The sequence below is a fragment of the Klebsiella sp. WP3-W18-ESBL-02 genome, from assembly GCF_014168815.1.
GTDB classification, from domain to species: Bacteria; Pseudomonadota; Gammaproteobacteria; order Enterobacterales; family Enterobacteriaceae; genus Kluyvera; species Kluyvera ascorbata_B.
Genome location: NZ_AP021972.1, coordinates 3,898,890 through 3,922,101, shown reverse-complemented (window position 1 = coordinate 3,922,101; position 23,212 = coordinate 3,898,890). Strand labels below are relative to the sequence as shown.

General features: G+C 53.9%; 16 protein-coding genes and 1 pseudogene. 11 read left to right on the top strand and 6 right to left on the bottom strand.

The window, feature by feature from the left end; genetic code table 11:
- Positions 1 to 14: 14 nt before the first annotated feature.
- Complete coding sequence (locus H7R56_RS18690) at positions 15 to 1,040, bottom strand: IS630 family transposase (RefSeq protein WP_040118421.1); 1,026 nt, start codon at positions 1,038 to 1,040, stop codon at positions 15 to 17.
- A gap of 55 nt (positions 1,041 to 1,095) precedes the next feature.
- Between H7R56_RS18690 and H7R56_RS18685 the strand changes: the two are divergent.
- The 3 genes and pseudogenes from H7R56_RS18685 to H7R56_RS18675 form a co-directional block, all read left to right on the top strand.
- Positions 1,096 to 2,376 (top strand): annotated as a pseudogene (locus H7R56_RS18685) (hypothetical protein); the annotation flags it as partial.
- Entirely contained in the window at positions 2,366 to 3,043 is a 678-nt protein-coding gene (locus H7R56_RS18680) for a hypothetical protein (protein ID WP_106931089.1), read from the top strand. The pseudogene H7R56_RS18685 and the gene H7R56_RS18680, both read left to right, overlap by 11 nt.
- A 155-nt stretch (positions 3,044 to 3,198) precedes the next feature.
- Entirely contained in the window at positions 3,199 to 5,922 is a 2,724-nt protein-coding gene (locus H7R56_RS18675; RefSeq protein ID WP_106931081.1) for an autotransporter outer membrane beta-barrel domain-containing protein, read from the top strand.
- A gap of 43 nt (positions 5,923 to 5,965) precedes the next feature.
- Here H7R56_RS18675 and H7R56_RS18670 read toward each other — a convergent pair whose 3' ends face one another.
- Positions 5,966 to 6,592 (bottom strand): LysE family translocator, encoded by a 627-nt coding sequence (locus H7R56_RS18670; protein WP_106931083.1) that lies wholly within the window; start codon positions 6,590 to 6,592, stop codon positions 5,966 to 5,968.
- Positions 6,593 to 6,929: 337 nt separating this feature from the next.
- Here H7R56_RS18670 and H7R56_RS18665 point away from each other — a divergent pair, with 337 nt between their 5' ends.
- From H7R56_RS18665 to urtA, 5 genes are all read left to right on the top strand, one after another.
- Positions 6,930 to 8,255, top strand: a complete 1,326-nt coding sequence (locus H7R56_RS18665; RefSeq protein WP_182928335.1) for a sensor domain-containing diguanylate cyclase — start codon at positions 6,930 to 6,932, stop codon at positions 8,253 to 8,255.
- 191 nt (positions 8,256 to 8,446) lie between these two features.
- Positions 8,447 to 10,249 carry an allophanate hydrolase gene (gene atzF, locus H7R56_RS18660; protein WP_106930909.1) on the top strand — a complete coding sequence of 601 codons (1,803 nt, stop codon included), beginning with the start codon at positions 8,447 to 8,449 and terminating at the stop codon, positions 10,247 to 10,249.
- Positions 10,242 to 13,880: an urea carboxylase gene (gene uca, locus H7R56_RS18655; RefSeq protein ID WP_106930907.1), complete on the top strand. Its 3,639-nt coding sequence runs from the start codon at positions 10,242 to 10,244 to the stop codon at positions 13,878 to 13,880. The genes atzF and uca overlap by 8 nt, the downstream gene beginning before the upstream one ends.
- Complete coding sequence (locus H7R56_RS18650) at positions 13,870 to 14,577, top strand: GntR family transcriptional regulator (protein ID WP_182928334.1); 708 nt, start codon at positions 13,870 to 13,872, stop codon at positions 14,575 to 14,577. Before uca ends, H7R56_RS18650 begins: the two co-directional genes overlap by 11 nt.
- Positions 14,578 to 14,641: 64 nt before the next feature.
- Positions 14,642 to 15,913 carry an urea ABC transporter substrate-binding protein gene (urtA, locus tag H7R56_RS18645; RefSeq protein WP_182928333.1) on the top strand — a complete coding sequence of 424 codons (1,272 nt, stop codon included), beginning with the start codon at positions 14,642 to 14,644 and terminating at the stop codon, positions 15,911 to 15,913.
- A 145-nt stretch (positions 15,914 to 16,058) separates the two neighbouring features.
- Here the strand turns inward: urtA and iutA are convergent, their stop codons facing one another.
- From iutA to H7R56_RS18630, 3 genes are all read right to left on the bottom strand, one after another.
- Positions 16,059 to 18,254: a ferric aerobactin receptor IutA gene (gene iutA, locus H7R56_RS18640; RefSeq protein ID WP_374956761.1), complete on the bottom strand. Its 2,196-nt coding sequence runs from the start codon at positions 18,252 to 18,254 to the stop codon at positions 16,059 to 16,061.
- Positions 18,255 to 18,711: 457 nt separating this feature from the next.
- Entirely contained in the window at positions 18,712 to 19,188 is a 477-nt protein-coding gene (locus H7R56_RS18635; protein WP_106930899.1) for a nuclear transport factor 2 family protein, read from the bottom strand.
- Between the two features lie 45 nt (positions 19,189 to 19,233).
- Complete coding sequence (locus tag H7R56_RS18630; RefSeq protein ID WP_106930897.1) at positions 19,234 to 19,812, bottom strand: TetR/AcrR family transcriptional regulator; 579 nt, start codon at positions 19,810 to 19,812, stop codon at positions 19,234 to 19,236.
- A gap of 278 nt (positions 19,813 to 20,090) precedes the next feature.
- Here H7R56_RS18630 and H7R56_RS18625 point away from each other — a divergent pair, with 278 nt between their 5' ends.
- Positions 20,091 to 20,657, top strand: coding sequence for a hypothetical protein (locus tag H7R56_RS18625; RefSeq protein ID WP_106930895.1), 567 nt, complete (start codon positions 20,091 to 20,093; stop codon positions 20,655 to 20,657).
- 282 nt (positions 20,658 to 20,939) lie between these two features.
- The gene (locus tag H7R56_RS18620) at positions 20,940 to 21,443 is read left to right on the top strand and encodes a DUF2569 domain-containing protein (protein WP_106930893.1); all 504 of its coding nucleotides are present in this window, start codon (positions 20,940 to 20,942) and stop codon (positions 21,441 to 21,443) included.
- 143 nt (positions 21,444 to 21,586) lie between these two features.
- Here H7R56_RS18620 and H7R56_RS18615 read toward each other — a convergent pair whose 3' ends face one another.
- Positions 21,587 to 22,207, bottom strand: coding sequence for a histidine phosphatase family protein (locus H7R56_RS18615; RefSeq protein WP_106930891.1), 621 nt, complete (start codon positions 22,205 to 22,207; stop codon positions 21,587 to 21,589).
- A 254-nt stretch (positions 22,208 to 22,461) separates the two neighbouring features.
- Between H7R56_RS18615 and H7R56_RS18610 the strand changes: the two genes are divergently transcribed.
- Positions 22,462 to 22,914 (top strand): GNAT family N-acetyltransferase, encoded by a 453-nt coding sequence (locus H7R56_RS18610; RefSeq protein ID WP_106930913.1) that lies wholly within the window; start codon positions 22,462 to 22,464, stop codon positions 22,912 to 22,914.
- Positions 22,915 to 23,212: the final 298 nt, after the last annotated feature.

Here is a 23,212-nt window from a genome sequence, read left to right as displayed (position 1 = left end):
ATACCCAATAAACCTCAAGATGCAGGTTTGAGCACCTGAAAATGATCGTTAATTCGGGACGTCAGAAAACCCGCTATCCCCGGTAACGTATGGCTGAAAAATTCAGATATTGCATCCCTGAACTCCCTGCTGTTGCTGAAGTAGCGGTTATTCCGGGCATGTTCGTTCATTAACTTCCACATTCGTTCTATCGGATTCAGGTTCGGGCTGTACGGCGGGAGGTAATGAAGTTTTATATTTACCACCTCCGCCCAGTCTTTCACTAACTGTGAACGGTGATAACCAGCACCATCCAGAATAACATGAACTTTCTGCTGATAATCTGGATAAATTTTACGTATCTCATTGAAAAAACGAGATACGTTGTATTCATTAACCGTTTTATATTCGCAGATTAGCGGATGTTCCGGGGCCTTCAGATTCAGCGCCCCCATGATATTCAGCCGTGTACGACTACCTGTTGTTTTTACCGCTTTTCTCTGGCCTTTACGTATCCAGCCATAACCTATTTTGGTGGCCTGAGTCGGATGGACAGCATCAATAAAAAGAACCGGTTCATCACCTGCGGTGGCTTTGAGTTCCTCATAATATTCAATGAATTGCTTTTGTTTCTCTTCACTGAATTTATGCGGGACGCCTGACGGTTTTTTATAGGTGAAGCCGTTCCGGTGCAGCCACTTATTCATTCCCGGAATGCTGAAAACGATGTTCCATGTCCGCGCGACAAACGCGACAATATCACGGGTATGGTAAAATAAATTGTCGGATAAGTGGCTGATTAAAAAAGCCGTTTGTTCAGCGCTGAGTTTGCTGTCTGAGCCGCCATTTTCGGGCTTCAGCTTGCCTTTGTTCAGAAACTCGCTGATATGGTGGTCAACAGTAGTCTGATGCAGGCGTAAAGCCTGAGCGATCATGGCCGAACTCCAGCCCTCGGAGGCCAGAAGAATGGCTTTAATGCGATCGCAAACGCGCTTATCACGACTGGAGTCATGAAGACGCTCAAGTTCAGCTTTTTGTTGGTCAGTGATAAAGATTTTCATGGGGACAGCATGATCTCCTGTTGCTGAAAAATCAAGCGTCTTCAATGATCACGGGTATAAAGGCTGTAATCTTGATACTTCATTGATTTCCCCAGAAGCGACCGATGACAAGGGCTTTTATGGTGTGAGCGTCACCTCGGGGGATGCGAAGTGGAGCCATGGTATGCTGTCCGATTCTTTCTTCCTGTTTTTAGAACAACAGGCCGTAGGATCGCGCTTTTCAATGCTGATTAACTCCTGCCAGACCCGTATTAACTATAATGCCAGCGCCGGCGAACGCTGTAAGGATCAGAGCACGGGATACTGGTATGAACGGAAAGTGACGCATGTTAAAGCGGCTCACTTACGCTTTGTTAATACTAATGCGTTAGCAGAGGTGTTTATTAACAGTGACGGAATACCGACCTTGGGTGAAGGGTCAACCGATTGTCATTCCCAGGTGATTGGCAAAGTGAATGGCCTGGCGTGTAAAATGGTTAATTATAACCTGCAGACTAATGGCCTAAGCAATGTGAGTATCCATGTTTTTCCCGCTATTGCCAATGCATCGTTACAGTCTGCTATTAAAAGTGAAGATATGCAATTTAGTCTGGATGGCAATAGCTGGAAGAAGGTCAATGGTATTTCATCCTATTACACTTTTAACGATCTTAAATCCTCAAGTAATATATATGTGTTTTTTTCCAGTAATCTTTTTAAAAACCTGGTTAAACTTGGCCTCAGTGATACTGAATCCAACGGCTTGTTTAATTTCCGTTTTCATAATGACCTATCTCCTGAGTCGGGCTGGTATGAATTTTCAACCTCGAATAGGATTATTATTAAACCTCGAAATTTCAGCGTAAGCATCAGGTCTGATGATTATAGCATAGCGCCTTCACGAGAAGGTAAGGTTGGCGCATCGGCACCCGACCTTGAGTTTGGCTATATTGTGAACACCAGTGGTAAAACGGCTGCTGATAATGTTCAGATTAAAGTCACGGGGCCTTCGCAATATGTGAACGGGCGTCCCTATTGTATTTTTTCATCTGCCGACGGTCAGACCAGGGTTCCTTTCCCTGCGCATCTGAGTTTTACCACCAGCAACAACGCGGAAAAAAATATTGCTACGGGTTGTGATGATACCTGGCATGATATGACGGATGCGCTATGGGTAGGTACTCCCTGGTCTGATGCATCTGATGGCTCGGGGATATTAAATAAATCAACCGTCAAGTTTGCTATTGAAATGAATAACCCAATATCACTTAAATCCATTGATAATCGCGACTGGTACGGTGATGTCAGTGCTTCAGGAGAAATTCATGTTAAAGCTACGTGGCATAATGTCAATTAAGATAGGTGCCGTGCTTGGTTTTTTTATTTATATTTTTTCATCAGGGCTGGCGCATGCAATTTACATTGGTGATTTGACCTTCTCTATTGATTCTGATAAAGCCTATACGAGCAAGCGTATTCTTAATAACAATAATGCGGCTAGAATATATCGCGTAGCTATCACCGGTATTCATAACCCGAATGATGATGAAAATGGTTACGCGTTGGGTGACGGAGAGCTATTGTTCGCGCCACATCTTTTAACATTACAGCCGCATGCTGGCGAGTATTTTAAGTTCTTCTATCATGGTCCTGCGGATGGTAAGGAGAGGTATTATCGAGTATCTATTTCTGAAATACCGGTTAACGATTACAGAAAAAGCGGGTTAGGTTCCAGTAAGGTACTATTAGAGCCGATTGTTGTGCTGGATAGCATTCTGGTCGTCCGTCCCCGACAGATACATTTTAATTACAGCTTTGATCATATGACGGGTGTTTTAAAAAATACCGGGAATACCTTTTTTAAAGCGATCGCTAAACCTGACTGTGATTCAACAGAAGAGCAGGGCAAAGTCTGGTATCTCCGGCCCGGAGATGAAGTGTCGAATACGATGTTGCGTCAGCGAGGTGATAAATACATTGTCTACAACGCAAACTTTATTAAGTTTTCAGAAGAATGCCAGTAAATAACCGGGTTGTCTGTGGCGATCGACGCTACCTCCAGCCCTAATCCGCATTTCTATTGTGGCTAATGAAATCCCGCCAGCTATAACGACTTTTTCCTACACTTGAATGCGTAACGTTGAAAAACAGGCGTACCGTTTCGGGCAGGAAATAACTCATGAGATTAACCAATCTAGCGTTGTGCTGTGCGGTGGCTTTGACATGGGGTGAGCGCGTCTGGGCCATCGATTATCTTACCGATACCACTCTGACCAACCAGCAGATCTCTGATACGAATATGACCATCGCCTATGGAAACGGGCTGGCGGCGGTAATGAATGCCAATAACACCACATTTACCCTGACCCGTGATGTTGATATCGGCGGGCTGGGGGGCAGTGGTCTGCTCAATCTTAATCAATCAACGCTCACTTTGGGGGATGCGTTATCTCTGGGAAATGCGGGGGGCTTCCCGCTTACTCGCGCTTCTTCTGGCGTACTCAACGTGGGCAGTGGCTCCGTGGTGAATGCTCCCTTTATCACGATTGGGCAGGGCACGGCCTTCGGCGCCGGAGGTAGCGGCGTGATGAATATCGCGCAGGGCGGGACGGTTAATCTGCTGACGTCGTCAGGCTTACTGGCCATCGGTATTGATGGCGCAACGGGAACATTGAATATTGACGGTACGCTGAATCTGATGACGCTGGGGCTCGTGCTGGGCTCTGAGCTGAATAGCGGTGATGGGACCGGCACGGCGATAGTGAATATTAACCAGGGCGGGGTATTTGCCACGAATGCCCGAATGGTTCTATCTGAAGCCTCCACGCAGTTTAATCTGAATGGCGGTACGCTGCTGATAAACCCGGTGGATCTCAGCGTGCCGGCCCCGGGTTTCCCTGACCATACGGTGTTTACCTTCGCCCTGCAAACGACGGCGGCGTCGACTATCGAGGTCGCAAATGGGGCGCTATTTGAATCAACCGGCGGCATCAGCGGCGCAGGTAGCATTACCAAAACCGGCAGTGGTGAGATGCTGCTGGCGGGGACGAACAGCTGGCAGGGAGGCACGATTATCGCCGATGGCGTGCTGCAGGCGCAAAATAGCGGCGCATTACCAGAGGCTACGGCGTACACCATCAACGGCGGTACGCTGGATTTAAACGGCTATCCGCTCACCATGAGCAGCCTTGCGGGGAGCGGGGGCATATTACAGCTGGGCAGCGCCAATGCGCTGACGGTGGATCAGGCCAGCGATACGCAATTTGCCGGGCAGATTAGCGGCACCGGCTCGCTGACTAAAACGGGCAGCGGTACGCTGGTGCTTAGCGGCAACAGCGCCACTTATGCTGGCCCTATAGATGTGAATGCCGGTGGCGTCGAAGTGAACGGCGATCTTTCTGCCGCTGCGCTTAGCGTTGCCTCTGACGCGAAGCTATCAGGCACAGGACAAGTCGGAGAGACGACCCTGGCGAGCGGCAGTCAGCTGATCGTCGGGCAACGGGCCGATACCAGCGCGAGGGCGGTCAATTTCACCACCGGTAGCCTGAGCAATGGCGGATTAATCACCATTAATCGCAGCGGGGCAGCGACGGGCAGCACGCTGACGGTCAACGGTGATTACACCAGTTCAGGCGGGCGCCTGATCCTGGGGAGCTCGCTGGGAAATGACGCTTCATCAACCGCCAGACTGCTGATTAGCGGCAATGCCAGCGGTGCCACGGACGTTCAGGTGACCAACCTGGGCGGGAAGGGTGACGCGACGATTAATGGCATTGAAGTTGTTCAGGTGGGGGGCACTAGCCAGCTAGGGGCGTTTTATAACAGCCAGAATATCAGCGCGGGCCTGTATAACTACAGCGTTGTGCAGCGTGGGCAGAATTTTTATCTCACCAGCGATTACGTCGGGTCAGGAAGCAGCGCAAACCCGGGGGGCGCGAAAAATATCCGTGCGGTTGCCGGCGGGTATATCGCCAACCTGGCCGCCGCGAACACGCTTTTTGCGCTGCGGCTTGCCGATCGTGAAGGCAGCACGGAATATCGCGATCCGGTGACCGGGCAGCCCGGCGTGACCTCGCTTTGGCTGCGCCAGGCCGGAGGGCACACGGCTTTTCATAGCGATAGCTTGCGGACCAGCGCTAATCGCTATGTCGCCCAGCTCGGAGGAGAGCTGGCGCACGGAAGCTTTACCGGCAGCGATCGATGGAATTTAGGGCTGATGGCGGGATATGCCAATCAGCAGGGCAATACCCGCGCCAGCCTGAGCGGCAATCGAGCGGACTCCCGGATCCACGGTTACAGCACGGGGCTGTATGCGACCTGGTATCAGAACGCCGCGCAGCGTACGGGACTGTATCTGGACAGCTGGGCTCAGTACAACGGGTTCCGTAACCGTGTCAGTGAACCCGGTCAGCCGCAAGACCGCTATGACAGTCAGGGGCTGACCGCCTCCGTTGAAAGCGGCTATACCTTTAACGTTTACCCTTCTCAACGCACGGCCGCTTATCTTCAGCCGCAGGCGCAACTGGTCTGGATGGGGGTAAACGCGGACGACCATCGAGATAACACCGGAACGCGGGTACAGGGGGAGGGTGACAATAACCTCCAGACGCGTCTTGGTCTTCGGGCATTCCTCAAAGGCCATAGTACCGCTGACGATACCACGGGGCGCAGCTTCCAGCCCTACGTTGAAGCCAACTGGATCCATAATACGCAACGCTATGCGGTGCAGATGGATGGCGACAGCCTGAGCCAGCAAGGCGCGCGCAATATTGGTGAAGTGAAAACCGGTATTGAGGGGCAGCTCACCGCCGCGTTGAATGTGTGGGGAGGCGTTGGCGTGTCGCTAGGGGATAAAGGCTATAACGATACCTACGGCCAACTGGGGCTTAAATACCGGTTTTAGCGGCCCAGGGCACCATGGCTGAAGGTCATGGTGCCCTTTATTCTCAGCTCAGCGCGACCTTAATCCCCAGCGCAATCAGCAGCCCGCCCAGCATTTTATCGACAATCTTCTGCGCTTTTGCCAGCCCACGACGTACCGGGGCGCTCTGAATAAGAACCACCAGCAGCGGCCACCACACGATAGACACCGCCAGAATGACTCCTGCATACCACAGCTTTTCGGCTACGCCGGAGTTAACGTTCAGCACCTGGGTAAAAATCGACAGGAAAAACAGCGTTGCTTTAGGGTTGAGCAGGTTGCACAGATAGCCCTGAATAAACGCTCTTTTCAGCGTGGTTTCCTGCGGGGTGATATGGGTCACGTCCATGCTCTTGTGCCCGCGCGCCAGCAGCGCCAGCAGGCCCACCCAGATGAGATACGCCGCACCGGCATATTTCAGAATATCGAATAGCCACGGCGTGGTGGTGATCACCACCGCCAGCCCGGCGACGCAGTAGGACATGTGTGTTAACACGCCCCCGGTGATGCCCAGCGCGGTCATCATTGCCGGAAGACGGCGGTAGCGCGCCGCATTTTTGATAACCATAAAGAAATCAGGGCCAGGAGACAGAATGCCGAGCGTGGCAATCGACGCAACAAACGCCGTTGCCCCCAAAGACGGTATAAACATGGAGTGAACCTCTTATCAGGAAGGCGGATAAATTAGATCTTGATCACACTCCCAACTATGACCAGCATCAACGATTCTTGTGATTCTGCGGCCCGAAGGCGGTGTCAGCGCGTGGCGAGAGCAAGTGCATGGCTATGCGTATAAAGTGAAAATATATATAGCACTATATGATTTCCAGTCATTGAACTCTGAAAATGACCTCGCCATAATGGCGGCAAAAAAATTCAACGCGTTGTTTTACGACTTGATTGGGATAGGAGGATGATAATAAATGTCTTTTATTATCGATTGTCAGCATGGCAAGGAGGTATCTATCCCTTAATTGTCGTGGTTATCAATGAAAAAATTATCGTTATTAGGCATATTTGCTATCGTACTGTTTTTCTTCATTGCCGTTGCCTTTTTGATGTCGCCGTTTATTTATCAAAATAGGGTGAGTGGGCTCAGTCTCTACCCGATTATTGCGGCATTTCTCTGTGTTATTCAGCTACAGATTGCCAGCGTAGCGACGATGAGTTATTTATGCCATGCAGAGAAAAGCTATCTGCTGCCCTTTGTACTGATGTTTGGTCTGTCCGGACTGTTTTTTATTCTGGCAATTAAACTGTGGTTCGTCTTTCAATTCCTTCCGGAGGCATTTTTTGCCAATGTTTCCGATCTGTATTTGCTCAGAAATATCGTGATCGGCATATTTTTTGGTGCCATCCTGTATCTGTATTATAAAAAAGAGGCTGTATCAAACGCCCGCTTGCTGGCGGGTATTATGGCCGGTGGGTTAGGGCTGAGTATTCTCATTATGGCGCTGTACCTGATCGTACCGCAGGCGTTTAGCGAGCGTTTTGCCATGATGAAGCGCAGCGCCCCGTCCTTACCTTTTTATGTGCTGGCACCGCTTTGGCTAGGGGCCGCCATAGGGCTGCTGATGCGTATTGAACTCCGTTCCTTCTTTTGGTTCAGCATGTTTATTACCGCGGTATCGAATCTACTGAGCCTGGCCGCGACCTATCTGCTGTGGCCCGTATATCCCGGTGGCTGGTACGTTTCCCGGGCGACGGAAAGTATCGGCATCATGCTGATTATGATTGCGCTGATGTCGGATATTTTCAGCCGCTATCAGAATTCCTGCCGAGCCTATGCTCAATCTTATGAGAATTCGGTTCGGGACCCCATGACCGGCTTATATCACCGGGGTTATTTCTATGAGCAACTCAGCCGAATCGTTGCCTGGGCTTCACCCGGCCAGCCGGTAAGCCTGATTTTTTGCGATCTCGACCATTTTAAGAACATTAATGATACCTACGGCCATTTGCAGGGCGACCGGGTCATTATTCATCTGGCGCAGATGATGATGAACACGGTGCGTCAGCACGATATTGTCGCGCGGATTGGCGGTGAAGAGTTTGCCATTATTTTACAAAATACCGATATGCACAAAGCCACGATCATTGCCGAGCGCCTGCGTCGTCATGTTGAAATAGCCACGCCTGAATCGACCGGAAATGATTTTCCAAAAAAGATTACATTAAGTCTTGGCATTGCCAGTACCCGTGAAAATACACTTTTAGCCAATGAACTGGCGCACATGGCAGACAGTGCGTTATATACGGCGAAACGTCAGGGAAGAAACAGGGTAGCGGTCTATCATCATAATTTAATATTCTGATGTCGAGTTCAATGTATTAATTTTTACAATAGATAGTGCACTGTCATTGCTCGTAAATGTTCTTTGATGGTGCGCGCTAACATTAATATGAAAATCGTTTTTATTTTAATTCCTTACATTACAGTGAATTAAACATCTGGCACAGCCCTTGCTAATTGAATTCCATCTTGTATACCAACAGGAATTCAACGATGGCATTAATGACTGGAAAAACGCTGGACGGCTGGCGTCGCGATATCAGACAAAATAGCGAAGCGGTTTTCACTCTCTTACAGACGCATATTCAGGCGCTGGCGACAGATGACAACGCGTGGCTGGCGATCGCCAATGACGAGCAGCTGTGGGCGCAGCTGGACGCGTTGCTTCCCCTCTACCGGGAGGATCCTGACGCGCTGCCTTTATTTGGTGTGCCCTTTGCGGTGAAGGATAACGTCGACGTCGCGGGCTGGACGACGACCGCGGCCTGCCCGGCTTTTGCCTACGTTGCCGGGGAAGACGCCACGGCGGTGGCCCGACTGAAAGCCGCTGGCGCCATCGTGATTGGCAAAACCAACCTTGACCAGTTTGCCACCGGGTTGGTGGGCACCCGCTCACCGTTCGGCGCGGTGGTGAATAGCTTTAACCCCGACTACGTCAGCGGTGGCTCCAGCTCCGGCTCGGCCTCCGTGGTGGCGCGCGGTCTGGTACCGTTCGCGTTGGGTACGGATACTGCCGGCTCCGGGCGCGTGCCCGCGGGGTTCAACAATATTGTCGGCCTCAAGCCGACGAAAGGCTGGTTGTCGGCAAAAGGCGTGGTTCCTGCCTGCCGCCTGAACGACACGCTGTCGGTCTTTGCGCTGACGGTGGATGATGCTTTTACCGTTGCCACCCTTGCAGGCGGCTACGATGCCGAAGACGCCTACTCCCGCGTCCATCCGGCGACCGCGCCAGCCGCCCTTCCGGCTCAGCCGGTGTTTGCCGTGCCTGACGTACTGAACTTCTTCGGTGATACGCAGGCGCAGGCCGCCTGGGAACGGGCGCTCGATGTGCTGCGTGAAAGCGGCGTAGCGCTCAAGCCCATTGATTTCTCAGCCTTCTCTCAGCTAGCGGAACAGCTATACCAGGGGCCGTGGGTAGCCGAACGTACCGCGGCGGTCGGCGAGATGCTGCAACACCCTGAACAGATGGATCCTACCGTTCACCGCATTATCTCCGCCGGGCTGAACTACAGCGCCGTAGAGGCCTTCAAGGCGGAATATCTGCGCGCCGAGCTGACGCAAAAAATCCAGCGCGCGCTGGCTGAGGTCGATGCGCTGGTTGTTCCGACCTCACCCACCATCCATACCCTTGCCGAGATGCAGCAGGAGCCGATTCGCTTTAACTCGCAGTTCGGCACCTACACCAACTTCACCAACCTGGCAGATCTCTCTGCCCTAGCGCTGCCCGCGCCGATGCGCGCCGATGGCCTGCCTGCCGGCATCACGCTGATCGCCCCGGCATGGCACGACCGCGCGCTGGCGGCGTTTGGCCTGCGCTGGCAACAGCAGTTGGCGCTGCCGCTGGGCGCCACCGGGCAGCCGCTCAGCCAGAACGCAGGCACGCTGCCGCTCTCCGCACAGCACGTCCGCGTGGCGGTCGTTGGCGCGCACCTGCGCGGCATGCCGCTTAACTTCCAGCTAACGACCCGATGCGCGGCGTTTGTCGAAGCAACCCAGACCGCGCCGCACTACCGCCTGTTTGCGCTGGCCAACACCCAGCAGCAGAAGCCGGGCATTGCGCGCGATGCCGCCGGTGCGGCGATAGAGGTCGAGCTGTGGGATATCCCGCTGGCGCGCTTTGGTGAATTTGTCGCGGAAATCCCGGCCCCGCTGGGGATGGGGTCGCTGGAGCTTAGCGACGGCCGCTGGGTAAAAGGCTTTATCTGTGAACCGGCAGCGCTGCACGACGCCGTGGACATTACCGAATTCAAGGGCTGGCGCCACTGGATTGCCCGCAAGGAGAACGACCATGTTTAACACTGTCCTGATTGCTAACCGTGGTGAAATTGCCTGCCGCGCCATCCGTACTCTGAAGCGTCTGGGGATCACCAGCGTCGCGGTTTACTCAGATGCAGACAAAAACGCCGAGCACGTGAAGCAGGCCGACATCGCCCTGGCGCTGGGCGGCGAGAAAGCGAGCGACAGCTACCTGAAAATAGAGCGCATTATTGCCGCCGCTCGCGAAAGCGGGGCGCAGGCCATCTGGCCTGGCTACGGCTTTCTCTCGGAAAGCCTGGCGTTTGCCGACGCCTGCGATCGTGCGGGGATTGTTTTTATTGGTCCGACCGCGCAGCAGATTGGCGAGTTTGGTCTGAAGCACCGCGCTCGCGAGCTGGCCGCTCAGGCGGGCGTACCGATGACGCCGGGCACCGGACTGCTCAACTCGCTTGATGAGGCGCTGGCCGCTGCGCAGCAAATTGGTTACCCGGTGATGTTAAAAAGTACCGCCGGCGGCGGCGGTATTGGCCTGACGCGCTGCGCGGACGCCGAGACGCTGGCGCAGGCCTGGGAGAGCGTGCGCCGCCTGGGCGAGCAGTTCTTTAGCGATGCGGGCGTATTCGTCGAGCGCTGCGTTGACCGCGCGCGCCATATCGAAGTGCAGATTTTTGGCGATGGCAAAGGCAACGTGGTGGCGCTCGGCGAGCGCGACTGTTCACTCCAGCGCCGCAACCAGAAAGTCGTGGAAGAAACGCCCGCGCCGAACCTGCCAGCCGCCACCCGCACCGCGTTGCTCAACGCCGCCGTGCAGTTAGGCAAACTGGTCAACTATCGCAGCGCCGGCACGGTTGAGTTCATCTACGACGCCGCGCTGGATGCCTTTTATTTCCTTGAGGTGAACACCCGCCTGCAGGTTGAGCATCCGGTGACCGAGAGCGTGACCGGGTTGGACCTGGTGGAGTGTATGCTGCGCGTGGCGGCTGATGAATCCATCGACTGGGCGCGGCTGGCTCAGGCACCGCAGGGTGCGGCCATCGAGGTGCGCATCTACGCCGAAAACCCGCTGAAAAACTTCCAGCCCGCCCCCGGCATTCTCACCGAAGTGGTGTTTCCGGACGACGTGCGGATTGATACCGGCGTGACCACCGGCAGCGAAGTCTCTGCATTTTACGATCCGATGATCGCCAAGCTGATTGTGCACGCCGACACCCGCGAAGCCGCGCTGGCGAAGCTACGCACGGCGCTGAACGCCACGCGCCTGCACGGCATTGCCACCAACCTTGACTACCTGCGGCAGATTACCGCCAGCGATGCCTTTGTCGACGGTACGGCATGGACGCGTATGCTCGACGGCGTGGTGGCGCAGTCGCCGGTGGTTGAGGTGATTCAGCCGGGGACCTGGAGCAGCATACAGGATTACCCCGGCCGTCAGGGTTACTGGGATATCGGCGTACCGCCGTCAGGCCCGATGGACGATTTTGCCTTCCGCCTGGCCAACCGCATTGTCGGCAACCATGAATCGGCGGCGGGGCTGGAATTTACGCTTCAGGGGCCCGTGCTGCATTTCCACAGCGATGCACTGATTGCTCTGACCGGCGCCGACTGCCAGGCGCAGCTTGATGGCGAGGCCGTTGCGCTGTGGCAGCCGGTAGCGGTCAGGGCCGGGCAAACGCTGACGCTCGGGCGCGCACAGACCGGCTGTCGAGGCTATCTGGCGGTGCGCAACGGTTTCGACGTGCCGGAGTATCTCGGCAGCCGCTCCACCTTCGCGCTGGGGCAGTTTGGCGGACACGCCGGGCGCACGCTGAAGGTGGCCGATCAGCTGCCGATTTCTCGTCCTGAGCTCGCCGCCTGCACCACGCCTGCGCCGATCAGCGAGGCCAGGGCGCTGTCGCCGGCGCTGATCCCACGCTACGGGGAGATCTGGCGGATTGGCGTGCTCTACGGGCCGCACGGCGCGCCGGACTTTTTCACCCAGGAAGCGATTGACGCATTTTTTGCCAGCGATTGGCAGGTTCATTACAACTCCAACCGCCTCGGCGTGCGCCTGGTGGGCCCGAAGCCGAGCTGGACACGGCCCAACGGCGGCGAGGCGGGGCTTCACCCGTCCAACGTGCACGACTGCGAATACGCCATCGGGGCCATCAACTTCACCGGTGACTTCCCGGTGATCCTCACCCGCGATGGCCCCAGCCTTGGCGGTTTTGTCTGCCCGGTGACGATCGCCAAAGCCGAGCTGTGGAAAGTGGGGCAGGTGAAGCCGGGCGATCGTATCCGTTTTTACCCCATCAGCGTGGAAGATGCGGTGGCGCGTGAAAATGCGCTGGATCGCAGCATCGAAACGCTGCAAACCACCGCGCTGCCCGCGTTTCCGGTGCCGTCGCTGGCCGACCGTGACGGCGTTTCTGCCGCCGGGCTGGTTTCTCTGCCAGCCAGCGCTACGTCGCCGGCCATTGTTTATCGCCAGGCCGGAGATAACTACATCCTGATTGAGTACGGTGAAAACGTGCTGGATCTGGCGCTGCGCCTGCGGGTTCACGTACTGATGGCGCATCTGCGCGATCTGGCTCATCCGGGCATTAAAGAGCTGTCGCCCGGCGTGCGCTCGTTGCAGGTGCGTTACGACAGCCGCGAAATCAGCCAACAGGCGCTGGTGGCGCTGCTGCTGGAGCAGGAAGCGCGTATTGGTGATGTCAGCCAGATGAAGGTGCCGTCGCGTATTGTGCATCTGCCGATGGCGTTTGAGGACAGCGCGACGCTGGACGCCGTGAGCCGCTACGCCGATACCGTCCGCGCCAGCGCGCCGTGGCTGCCGAATAACGTTGATTTTATTCAGCGTATCAACGGGCTGGCGAGCCGTGAGGCGGTGAAGGAGACAATTTTTGACGCCAGCTATCTGATTCTTGGCCTTGGCGATGTTTACCTTGGCGCGCCGTGCGCCGTGCCGGTCGATCCGCGCCATCGCCTGCTGAGCTCTAAATATAACCCGGCGCGCACCTTCACTGTGGAAGGTACCGTCGGTATTGGCGGCATGTATATGTGCATTTACGGCATGGACTCGCCGGGTGGCTACCAGCTGGTGGGGCGCACATTGCCTATCTGGAATAAATTCCTCAAAAACGAGCAGTTCAGCGCCGGTGAACCGTGGCTACTGCGCTTCTTTGACCAGGTCCGTTTCTATCCGGTCAGCGAGACGGAGCTGGATCGGCTGCGCGACGATTTCCGTGAAGGGCGCGCGGCAGTTCGTATTGAAGAGACGACGTTCGACTTCCAGGAACATCTGCGCTTCCTCGATGCTCATGCTGAGGATATTGCCCAGTTCCGCCAGCGCCAGTCCGCCGCGTTTGAGGAAGAGGTGGCTCGCTGGCAGCTCGACGAGCAGCAGGCCGTGATTGAAAGTCCGCTACCGATCGAGGACGTCACCCTGGATGACGGCGCGCTGGCGGTGACCGCCGATATGAACGGCAATATCTGGAAAGTGCTGGTGGCCCCGGGTGAGGCAGTAGACGCAGGGCAGCCTCTGATCATCGTCGAAGCCATGAAGATGGAGCTGGCTATCCACGCGCCGCAGGCTGGGGTCGTTAAACGTATCGGCTGTCAGCCGGGGCGTCCGGTCAGCCCCGGCGACGCGCTGCTGTGGCTCGAGCAGGAGGCCGTCTATGACGAATGATAACGACTGCGTGGGCAAGAAACGCCAGGCCGGGTTAGCTGAGCGAATCTATCTGGCGCTGAAAAACGACATTTTTGATTTCCGGTTGATGCCGGGCGAGCACTTCAGCGAAAACGAAATTTCCGAGCGCATGGCGGCGAGCAGGACGCCGGTACGTCAGGCGCTGTTCTGGCTCGAGCATGAAGGCTATGTGCAGGTGTATTCGCGCAGCGGCTGGCAGGTAAAACCGTTCGATTTTACCTATTTTGAGGCGCTGTACGACTTGCGCATTGTCCTTGAGATGGAGGCGGTGAAGCGCCTGTGCATGATGTCGGCTGAGGCCAGGCGTGAGCATCTGACGCCGCTGCTGGCCTTCTGGTGCGACGCACCGCAGATGGCGCCGGGCAAGGCGCTATCACGTCAGGATGAAGCGTTCCACACCGCGCTGGTGCGTGCCACGGGCAACAGCGAAATGGTCCGCGTGCATGTGGAACTGACCGAGAAAATGCGCATCATCCGCCACCTCGACTTTACCCGCGAGGACCGGGTCGATGCCACCTACAGCGAACATGCCCAGGTTCTTCAGGCGATTTCGCAACAGCAGATGGAAGAGGCGCAGCGGATCCTCACTGCGCATATTTCCCAGAGTAAAGCCGAGGTCAGAAAAATAACCTTACACCGGCTTCAGCAGGCCCGTTTGCAACCCGTTTCACCGTAGCTGTGGTTCCGCCCCATTTTGCTGGGGCACATTTATCACTCAATATCGTTTAGGGGTTTTGGTCATGAAAAGACGTTCTTTACTGAAAGCATTTGCCCTGTCGGCCACCTTTTTGAGCATGGGCTTCTCTTTGCAGGCGTACGCAGCAGACACCATTAAAGTGGGGATTATGCATTCCCTGTCGGGCACGATGGCTATTTCCGAAACGCCGCTCAAGGACGTGGCGCTGATGACGATTGATGAAATCAACGCCAAGGGCGGCGTGTTGGGCAAGAAGCTGGAGTCGGTGGTGGTTGATCCGGCATCCAACTGGCCGCTGTTTGCTGAAAAGGCGCGCCAGCTGCTGACTCAGGACAAAGCCGCTGTGGTGTTCGGCTGTTGGACATCGGTTTCGCGTAAATCGGTGCTGCCGGTATTCGAAGAGCTAAACGGCCTGCTGTTCTACCCGGTGCAGTACGAAGGGGAAGAGATGTCGCCAAACGTCTTCTACACCGGCGCGGCGCCGAACCAACAGGCGATTCCGGCGGTGGAGTACATGATGAGCGAGGATGGCGGCAGCGCGAAGCGCTTCTTCCTGCTGGGGACCGATTACGTCTATCCGCGCACCACCAACAAGATTCTGCGCGCGTTCCTGCATTCGAAAGGGGTTCAGGATAAAGATATCGAAGAGGTGTATACCCCGTTCGGCTATAGCGACTATCAGACCATCGTTGCCAACATCAAAAAATTCTCCGCTGGCGGGAAAACGGCGGTGATCTCCACCATCAACGGTGACTCCAACGTACCGTTCTACAAAGAGCTGGCGAATCAGGGTATTAAAGCGACCGACGTGCCGGTGGTGGCGTTCTCCGTCGGGGAAGAAGAGCTGCGCGGGATTGATACCAAACCGCTGGTCGGCCATCTGGCGGCGTGGAACTACTTCGAGTCCGTCAGCAATCCGGTGAATACGAAGTTTGTCGCCGACTACCGCGCCTACGCCAAAGCACATAAGCTGCCAAATGCGGATACGGTGGTGACTAACGATCCGATGGAAGCGACCTATGTCGGTATCCATATGTGGGCACAGGCGGTTGAAAAAGCGGGCACCACCGATGTGGATAAAGTGCGCGCGGCGATGGCGGGGCAAACCTTCAATGCGCCAAGCGGTTTTACCCTGACGATGGATGCCACCAACCATCACCTGCACAAGCCGGTGATGATCGGCGAAATCGAAGAGAACGGTCAGTTTAACGTGGTGTGGAACACCGATAAACCGGTGCGTGCCCAGCCGTGGAGCCCGTACATTGCCGGTAACGATAAGAAGCCGGATACGCCGGTGAAAACGGGCGGTAAGTAAGGTTCGCTCGCGGATAAGGGGGGCCGAGTGTCTGCCCCCCTCACTCTGGCCCTCTCTCCGAGGGGGAGAGGGGGAGGGTTAAACGTACAGTCATCAAAGATATTTTCAGATCTTCCCTGCCAACGCCTCCCCAGGGCTTCTCATATCAGAACAGTACTGAGTAGTTCATCCCAAACGTCCGGCCACGGCCTTTGTAGTCATACAGCGAGGCAGGGCCATAGCCCGGGCTGTAGTACATCGGCGCACGTTGTCCCCAGACGGTGGTGTAGTCGCGGTCAAAGAGGTTTTCAATGCTAAAGCTCAGTTTCCCTACCGGCAACGCATAGCTGCCAAGCAGATCGACCGTCGTGTAGCCATCAATCTCATTACCTGCATCATCGCTCAGCTTAAAGGACGTGGTGCTCTGCACGCGCAGGCTCCACGGGTCCGGTGCCCAGCCGATGTAGGCCGTCGCTTTCGACGGGCTCGCCACCTTCACGTCATATTTCTGCCAGCTGCCGTCCACCTTTGATTCGGTTTTCAGTACGTTGAAATTTCCCCCGGCGCTCCAGTCGCTGTCTGGAATAAAGTAATCCACCGCGCCCTCTACGCCGTAGATGCGGCGCTTATCGTCCACCACGCTGATGGTCAGATCTTTATTCGCCTGCACGTTTTTGTCGGACAACGAGTAGTAGGCGGCGATCTGCGTGCGCAGGTTGTCGCCGGTGTAGCGCCAGCCGAGTTCGTAGGAGTTCACCTTGATCCCTTCGAGCTTGCTGTCGTCGACGTTGACGCTGTTCACCAGCGGCAGATGGCCGTTCACCGCCTTTCCGTATTGCCCGCGACCATAGTATTTACCCGGATCCGGGAGTTCGACGCCCTGAGAGAAGTTAAACCACGTCTGCTGGCGCTCGGTAAGGTGTACTAACAGACCGGCGTTAAAGAGGTAATTATCGTAGTCGGTTGAGCCGCCGGGAATGGCGTCGGCGGAACGGGCGCTGCCGTCGGCAATTAAACGTTGCTCGTTGTAGCCCACGAAATCGTCGACGCGGTTCTCGGTGTACTGGTAGCGCACGCCGCCGCTGAGGGTGAAGATTTCGTTGATATCGTAGCTCGACTGCAGGAACGCGGCCAGGTTGCTGATATCGTAGCTCGGGTAGCGTCCGGTGGTGTATATCTGCTGGTTGTTTAAGCCGCCGGAGGCGTTGGCCTTTTGCTTATCGAAATACATCTGATTAGAGGTGAAGCGCTCGTGATCGGCATCCAGTCCGTAGGTGAGCTGCCAGCCGTCCAACGGCGTGCTGTTGAGCGTTAGCTTCGCGCCGTACTGGTTTGTGTCCTGCTGCGATGACGAGAAGCTTGTCAGGTTGAAGTTTTTATCCACGCTCGGGAAAGGGTAGAACTTCAAGGATTCATCGCGATAGTAAACCTGACCGACCAGCTCCTGGCCGAGGAAATCGCTGTTGGAATACTGCAGGCTCATCAGGTGGCGTTCGGTACCGGGAATACGGTCGGAGCTGAGGCCGCTGCTGACGTACGGTTTGCTTTTACCGGTGAGGGCAGAAAAATCTTTCCCCAGGTTCAGGCCGTAGTCATCGTCTCCCTGGCTTTTATAGTACTGCGTCACCAGCTGTAGCTGCTGGGTGTCATTGATATTCAGCGTGCCGGTACCCATCACATCGAGACGGTCGGAGTACTGCAGCCCGGTTTGGGTGTTATCCAGCAGGGTGGCATCGCCGTTGCCATCATACCAGCCGCCAAACTTCTGATACGCCACCGACAGCCGTCCGGCAATATGATCGTTGCCGCCTGAAACGGCGCTGGCAACGCGTTCATCGTGATCTTTGCTGCTGTTGAAGCCGCTTTTCGTACCGGCTTCAAACTCCACCTGAGTTTCCGGCTGGCCCTTTTTGGTCACGATATTAATCAGGCCACCGGTACTGCCGCCGCCGTACAGCGAGGTCGCGCCGGAGATGACTTCAATATGTTCGATATTGAAGGGGTCTATGGAGTCCAGCTGGCGGCTGTCGGTGCGCGAAGAGTTGAGGCGTACGCCGTCAATCAGCACCACCAGCGGGCGACCGCGTACGTTCATGCCGTAGTTGGTGCGGCTCTGGCTACTTACGTCAAGGCCGGGGATCAGCTGGGCCAGCGCATCTTTGAGCTCTTTACCGCCCTGTATCTGCTGCTCCAGTTCGGCGTTTTCAATCACCCAGGTGGTCTGCGCCATTTCCGCTACCGTGCGGTTGCTACGGTTGGCGGAGATCACCATGCTTTCATCATCGGTAGTTTGCGCCACCGCGGGTGCCATCATGGCGAGAAGTAAAGGGTTGAGCGCCCAGAGGCTCTTTTTGATCGTCATCATCATCATTCCTGCGCATGGGCCGATAAAGGGCGGCCCAAAAATGCGTTCCGTGAGTTAAAGAAGCAGCGTAGCGCTGCAGTTTTCCCGGATACCGCGGCGTCGCTGAATCTGACGGCGATCTCCTGAGTGGGGGCAAATCACTTCCAGCGAGCGTCTGCGGCTCGTCCAGAATGCATTAGGCGTGATAATGAGAATTTTGCAGATAATGTTTCTCATTATCAACATTTGTTTCGGTTTTTGTTAAAAAATTTATATGCGTGTTAACGCCAGGCAGGAGGGAACCTCGCCCGTCGCACGTTTAAAGAGAAGAATGAAAATGTTGAAGGGGCTGTGTCCCCTGAATTTGCGTGCGAGCAATGAGCAGAGGGTAAACGGCCGGCCGATGAAGCCGACGGGTTGAGTAAAGCCCGGTCACGACGGATGTGGCGGGCCTTACTCGTGATAGCTCAAGGCATTACAGACCCAGGTCAGACAGGCCTGGGTGATCGTCAGGACGACGCCCCAGTGGCCAGAAGAATTTGCGCTCGCTTTCTTTGATTGGCATGTCATTGATACATGCGAAGCGACGTTTCATCAGACCGTCGGCCTCAAACTCCCAGTTTTCGTTACCGTAAGAACGGAACCAGTTACCTGAGTCATCATGCCATTCGTAAGCGTAACGGACGGCGATACGGTTTCCACCAAACGCCCACAGCTCTTTGATGAGTCGGTACTCGAGCTCTTTTTTCCACTTACGCGCGAGGAACCCTTCGGCTTCTTCACGATGACTCGCGAATTCGGTACGGTTACGCCATTGGGTATCCAGCGAGTAAGCCAGCGCGACTTTTGCCGCGTCGCGGGTGTTCCAGCCGTCTTCAGCCAGACGGACTTTCTCAATGGCCGTTTCCAGCGTGAAGGGCGGAAGCGGCGGACGTACGGGTGTGTCAGTCATGGTAAAATTCCTGTTCGTGTCGGTTTTAGGGAATCGCCCTAATCGTTACTCAGGCCCGGCCGAGAGCCGTTCCAGCAAAACGTTTGCCACGTCCCGTGCGTCGTCAGCGGCGTTCCGATCGCCCATCACGTATGTCATGGTGATTGCCCCCTCGATCAACATCAGCAGCTGTCTGGCCAGAACGACAGGGTGTTCTGCGTGCAGCTGCTCGCAGAGCGCGATCGTGTAATCCAGCAGTTTCTGCTTATGCATTTTTGCTATCTGGCGAACAGGATCGTCCGGGTCTCCCACTTCTCCGGCTGTGTTGATAAAGGCACAGCCGCGGAAGCCTTCGGACTCAAACCAGCTTTTCAGAACGGTGAACATGTTCAGAATGCGATCCCGAGGCGTTTCGCCTTTATCCGACTCGGTTCTGAACCACTGCATCCACCGTTCGTCACGCGCATTCAACGCGGCCGATGCCACGTCCTCCTTGTTCGCAAAATAGCGATAAATACTCTTCCTTGCGACGCCTGAGGTCTTTACCAGAAGGTCCATGCCCGTGGCGTGGATACCGTTCTGATAGATAAGCTGTTCAGCGGTGGCGAGGATTTTTTCTCGTGTGTCACTTGGCTTTCTGTTCATGCTTTAAAGGTAGAACGATCGTTCTACCTGATCAAGTGTTAATCATGGATGATGTTTAGGCAGAGGAGGGGGATGTTTAAAAAGTGCTTTTAAATCAATTAAAAGTCAGTCAAAAAAAATCGCGGGAAAGTGCTTTTCGGAAAAAACACGCTGCCAGGAAAAATTTGGGCGTTAATAATGGGACGGCGGTGTGCTAAACAGGGAGAGACAGGTGTACTCCAGGTGTTAAAACAATCTTTTGATGTTACAGAAAAAATAGCGAACAGGAACGGCTGAAAATGATCAAATATTTATTGCTGGTGGTGGTGATGCTCGTAGGATGTACCAGTGCGCCAAACTTACCGCCTACGGATACTATTGTGGCGGTAAAACCGGTTGACTCCGGCATTATCGCCAGCTCGGCGAAGTACAGTTATCGTTTTTTCCGTACCGGCTTCCCCCAAGAATATCAGCGTTATAAGACATTTTATGAACGTTTTCACCAGCAGGCTTCTGGCGTGCGGGTTAACTTTGTTGTCGATCAACATGAAGTGACGGCGGAATACGTGGTTGTGGTGGATAAACGCAAACTGGATGCCGGGCAGCATGCCGAGCTGGTCAATCAGTATCATGCGGTGCAGATTGATAACGATCGCCTCGGTATTTTGTTTAAAGCGACGGGGTTTTGGTCTTCATCGTACGCGCCAGAACTGGCTGCAGAGTATCGGTTAGAACAGCCCGTTGTGGTATCAATCAATGATAAGACTAAAACGTTAAGCTCCCTTGGCGAGATCGCCATGATCCCCTTAGTCCCTTTGTTCCCACTGTACATGATGTACGGATGTGCCACCGGGCCCTGCATCTGAGGGAAAGGGCGGCTTCTGAAACGACCAGGCGTTGGGGGACGGAAGCCTCCGGCCCCTCTGGTTTGGCCGCCAATCATGATGGATTTGAAATGTCTATCGGGATGGGGAAATAGCTCCCCTGAGCTGTGTCTTAAAAGATGAATACTAATACTGTCAAATTTACCTTAAATAGTGCTTTAGATAACAATTACTGGGGTGTTTTCTATTATTTTGTTCACTTGCCTCTGTGATATGCTTGTTTTAGTATCATAACAACTATAAAAATATATCAAAGGATCGTTTATGGAATGGGGATGTATAAAGTGCGGGGTAGCCATACCTCAGGAAAGAGAATTTTGCGATATCTGTGAAGAAAAACATTTCAGGAAAATTGGCGGTTTTTTATTTTTACCTCTCATCGGGTTAGTGGTTACCGCTGCGGGGTATCTGTTTGCAATGACAGATGCATTTAAATTTATGGCCGAGAATTATACGCACTTGAATGTCAGCGCGAAAACCTTCTTTGCACTCTCTCTTGCTATTTATGCCGTAGAGTTTTTATTTTCGCTGACGGTACTTTCCTTTTTCTTGAGAAAGAAAAGATTTTTACCCAAGCTTTATATTCTGTTTTTGATATCTATTGTAGTAACAATGTCATTAAATCTCTATATGCTTTATAGGTTAATTCCCGGCGTAAATATTGGCTATAATGAGCTTGTTCCTGTTTTCAGAAATGTGATATCAGCGTTTATTTGGATTCCGTATTTCATAACATCCGTGCGCGTAAAAAGAACGTTTATCCGCTAAGAGGCCATTGGCGTGGCTTTTTATCGCTGATTATTGGATACGCAGAGTATGCTTGCCGCGCTTCAGCCAGCAAAACCAGGGGCGGGCGCTCTGCGAGTGGTCAGGATAAACGTTGTTCCGTTCGTCGTCATACCCCAAAGACGCTATCTTGCTAATTTCATGAGATGTGTAGCCATTCCCCATTGAAGATTTGTGCATTTCCCGTCTACCCATTCCAGAACAGAGTAGCTCGCATTGGGCTGGGCGTAGCGAGAAAAATTATCGATAACCCCCTCTTTTAGCTGCGCCAGAACGCCTTGGCTAACCTGGCCGTGAGACACCACACAAACCGTCTGATGCTGATTGGCTATTTGCAGGTGACAAAAGAAATCCATGATTCGCTGGGTAGCCTGAGCCAGAGTTTCCCCTTCAGGAGGGCAATAGTTTGCATCGTGCATGAATAGCGCATTTACATCATCCGGATGGCTGCGCGTGAGCTGCGCGGATGCGAGCCCTTCAAAACGACCAAAAGCCTGTTCTTTTAGTGACGGTTCAATGATCAGTGGGCAGTGAAGGCCTTTTGCCAGGCTCAACCCCATCTGCCGTGCGCGCCCGAGAGGAGAGCTGTAAATACATGCTATCGGGTAGGCGCTTTCCAACAGTGCGGCCAGTAATGCCGATGTTTCTCGCATACCCCGGGGGGTAATCGGGCTATCGCTATGCCCCTGGATTATCCTGCTTAGATTCCACTCTGTTTCAGCATGCCTTACCAGTATTACTTTCATCGTTATTTATTTCCGCCAGCCCGCAGGAGTGCTTGCACTGCACAATATGTGCATCAATTCAGGCGAAGTGTAGACGAATAAGCGGGTTGCCGTTTTAGATAACGTCGGCAGCGGCGGGCAGCGATGAAGATCTTCTGTGAGCGAGAAGCCCCAATAAAGCCACAAATCAGTGTTGCCCCATTACTTGTTCCAGGATGATGCTTTTTCAGGCAGGGTACTATATTTTGGTTGAACTCCCTTTGCAGGATATAACCATGATAACAGTAGAGAAATCAGATCCATTTTCTTCAGAATCTTATCGCTTAATCGAGATGCTGTCAGCTGAACTTGCCGCTATTACTGGCGATAATGGCAAAACCAACTTCACCGTTGAAGCGATGAACAATGACAAAGCAGTATGGGCATTGGCAAAAAATGTACATGGCTATGCGATAGGATGCGGAGCTATCCGCCCATTAACACAAAACATAGCTGAGCTTAAAAGAATGTTTTCGGACCGAAGCGAGCCAGGCGTGGGGAGTGCATTACTTACTTTTCTGGAAACCTCTGCAAAGCAAATGGGATATCGAGAACTGAAGCTGGAAACCCGACATATCAACCAACGGGCCGTCAATTTTTACGAGAAAAATGGATATGTTCGTATTGATAATTATGGCCCATACATAGGAAGAGAAGAAGCTGTCTGTTTCTCAAAAACATTGGACTGATTGCATCCATCGGTTGAACTCACAGTACCAAGCGGACAGCCTCTTGGATCTGAAGGTCCGCTATGAGCGAATAGCGGACGCTATTCTTATCCTTTATAACCCCCCAATATAACTTTATAATTTATTTTGTACGAAGCTGGCCACTTCAAGTACTAACTTTTAAATCTCATAAATTTCACCATCATTGACCTGGATACTATCTATTGAAGGCCCTCCTTCACATTGATACATAATTACGCCATTACTATTTAAACTTGCATTTACTCCAAAAGATGAAGAGATCTCGTTCTCTGATAAA

What these genes read in the sequence shown, in the direction of transcription:
- H7R56_RS18690 (WP_040118421.1), bottom strand. Translation starts at nt 1,040, where the DNA reads ATGAAAATCTTTATCACTGACCAACAAAAAGCTGAACTTGAGCGTCTT.
- H7R56_RS18680 (WP_106931089.1), top strand. Translation starts at nt 2,366, where the DNA reads ATGTCAATTAAGATAGGTGCCGTGCTTGGTTTTTTTATTTATATTTTT.
- H7R56_RS18675 (WP_106931081.1), top strand. Translation starts at nt 3,199, where the DNA reads ATGAGATTAACCAATCTAGCGTTGTGCTGTGCGGTGGCTTTGACATGG.
- H7R56_RS18670 (WP_106931083.1), bottom strand. Translation starts at nt 6,592, where the DNA reads ATGTTTATACCGTCTTTGGGGGCAACGGCGTTTGTTGCGTCGATTGCC.
- H7R56_RS18665 (WP_182928335.1), top strand. Translation starts at nt 6,930, where the DNA reads ATGAAAAAATTATCGTTATTAGGCATATTTGCTATCGTACTGTTTTTC.
- atzF (WP_106930909.1), top strand. Translation starts at nt 8,447, where the DNA reads ATGGCATTAATGACTGGAAAAACGCTGGACGGCTGGCGTCGCGATATC.
- uca (WP_106930907.1), top strand. Translation starts at nt 10,242, where the DNA reads ATGTTTAACACTGTCCTGATTGCTAACCGTGGTGAAATTGCCTGCCGC.
- H7R56_RS18650 (WP_182928334.1), top strand. Translation starts at nt 13,870, where the DNA reads ATGACGAATGATAACGACTGCGTGGGCAAGAAACGCCAGGCCGGGTTA.
- urtA (WP_182928333.1), top strand. Translation starts at nt 14,642, where the DNA reads ATGAAAAGACGTTCTTTACTGAAAGCATTTGCCCTGTCGGCCACCTTT.
- iutA (WP_374956761.1), bottom strand. Translation starts at nt 18,254, where the DNA reads ATGACGATCAAAAAGAGCCTCTGGGCGCTCAACCCTTTACTTCTCGCC.
- H7R56_RS18635 (WP_106930899.1), bottom strand. Translation starts at nt 19,188, where the DNA reads ATGACTGACACACCCGTACGTCCGCCGCTTCCGCCCTTCACGCTGGAA.
- H7R56_RS18630 (WP_106930897.1), bottom strand. Translation starts at nt 19,812, where the DNA reads ATGAACAGAAAGCCAAGTGACACACGAGAAAAAATCCTCGCCACCGCT.
- H7R56_RS18625 (WP_106930895.1), top strand. Translation starts at nt 20,091, where the DNA reads ATGATCAAATATTTATTGCTGGTGGTGGTGATGCTCGTAGGATGTACC.
- H7R56_RS18620 (WP_106930893.1), top strand. Translation starts at nt 20,940, where the DNA reads ATGGAATGGGGATGTATAAAGTGCGGGGTAGCCATACCTCAGGAAAGA.
- H7R56_RS18615 (WP_106930891.1), bottom strand. Translation starts at nt 22,207, where the DNA reads ATGAAAGTAATACTGGTAAGGCATGCTGAAACAGAGTGGAATCTAAGC.
- H7R56_RS18610 (WP_106930913.1), top strand. Translation starts at nt 22,462, where the DNA reads ATGATAACAGTAGAGAAATCAGATCCATTTTCTTCAGAATCTTATCGC.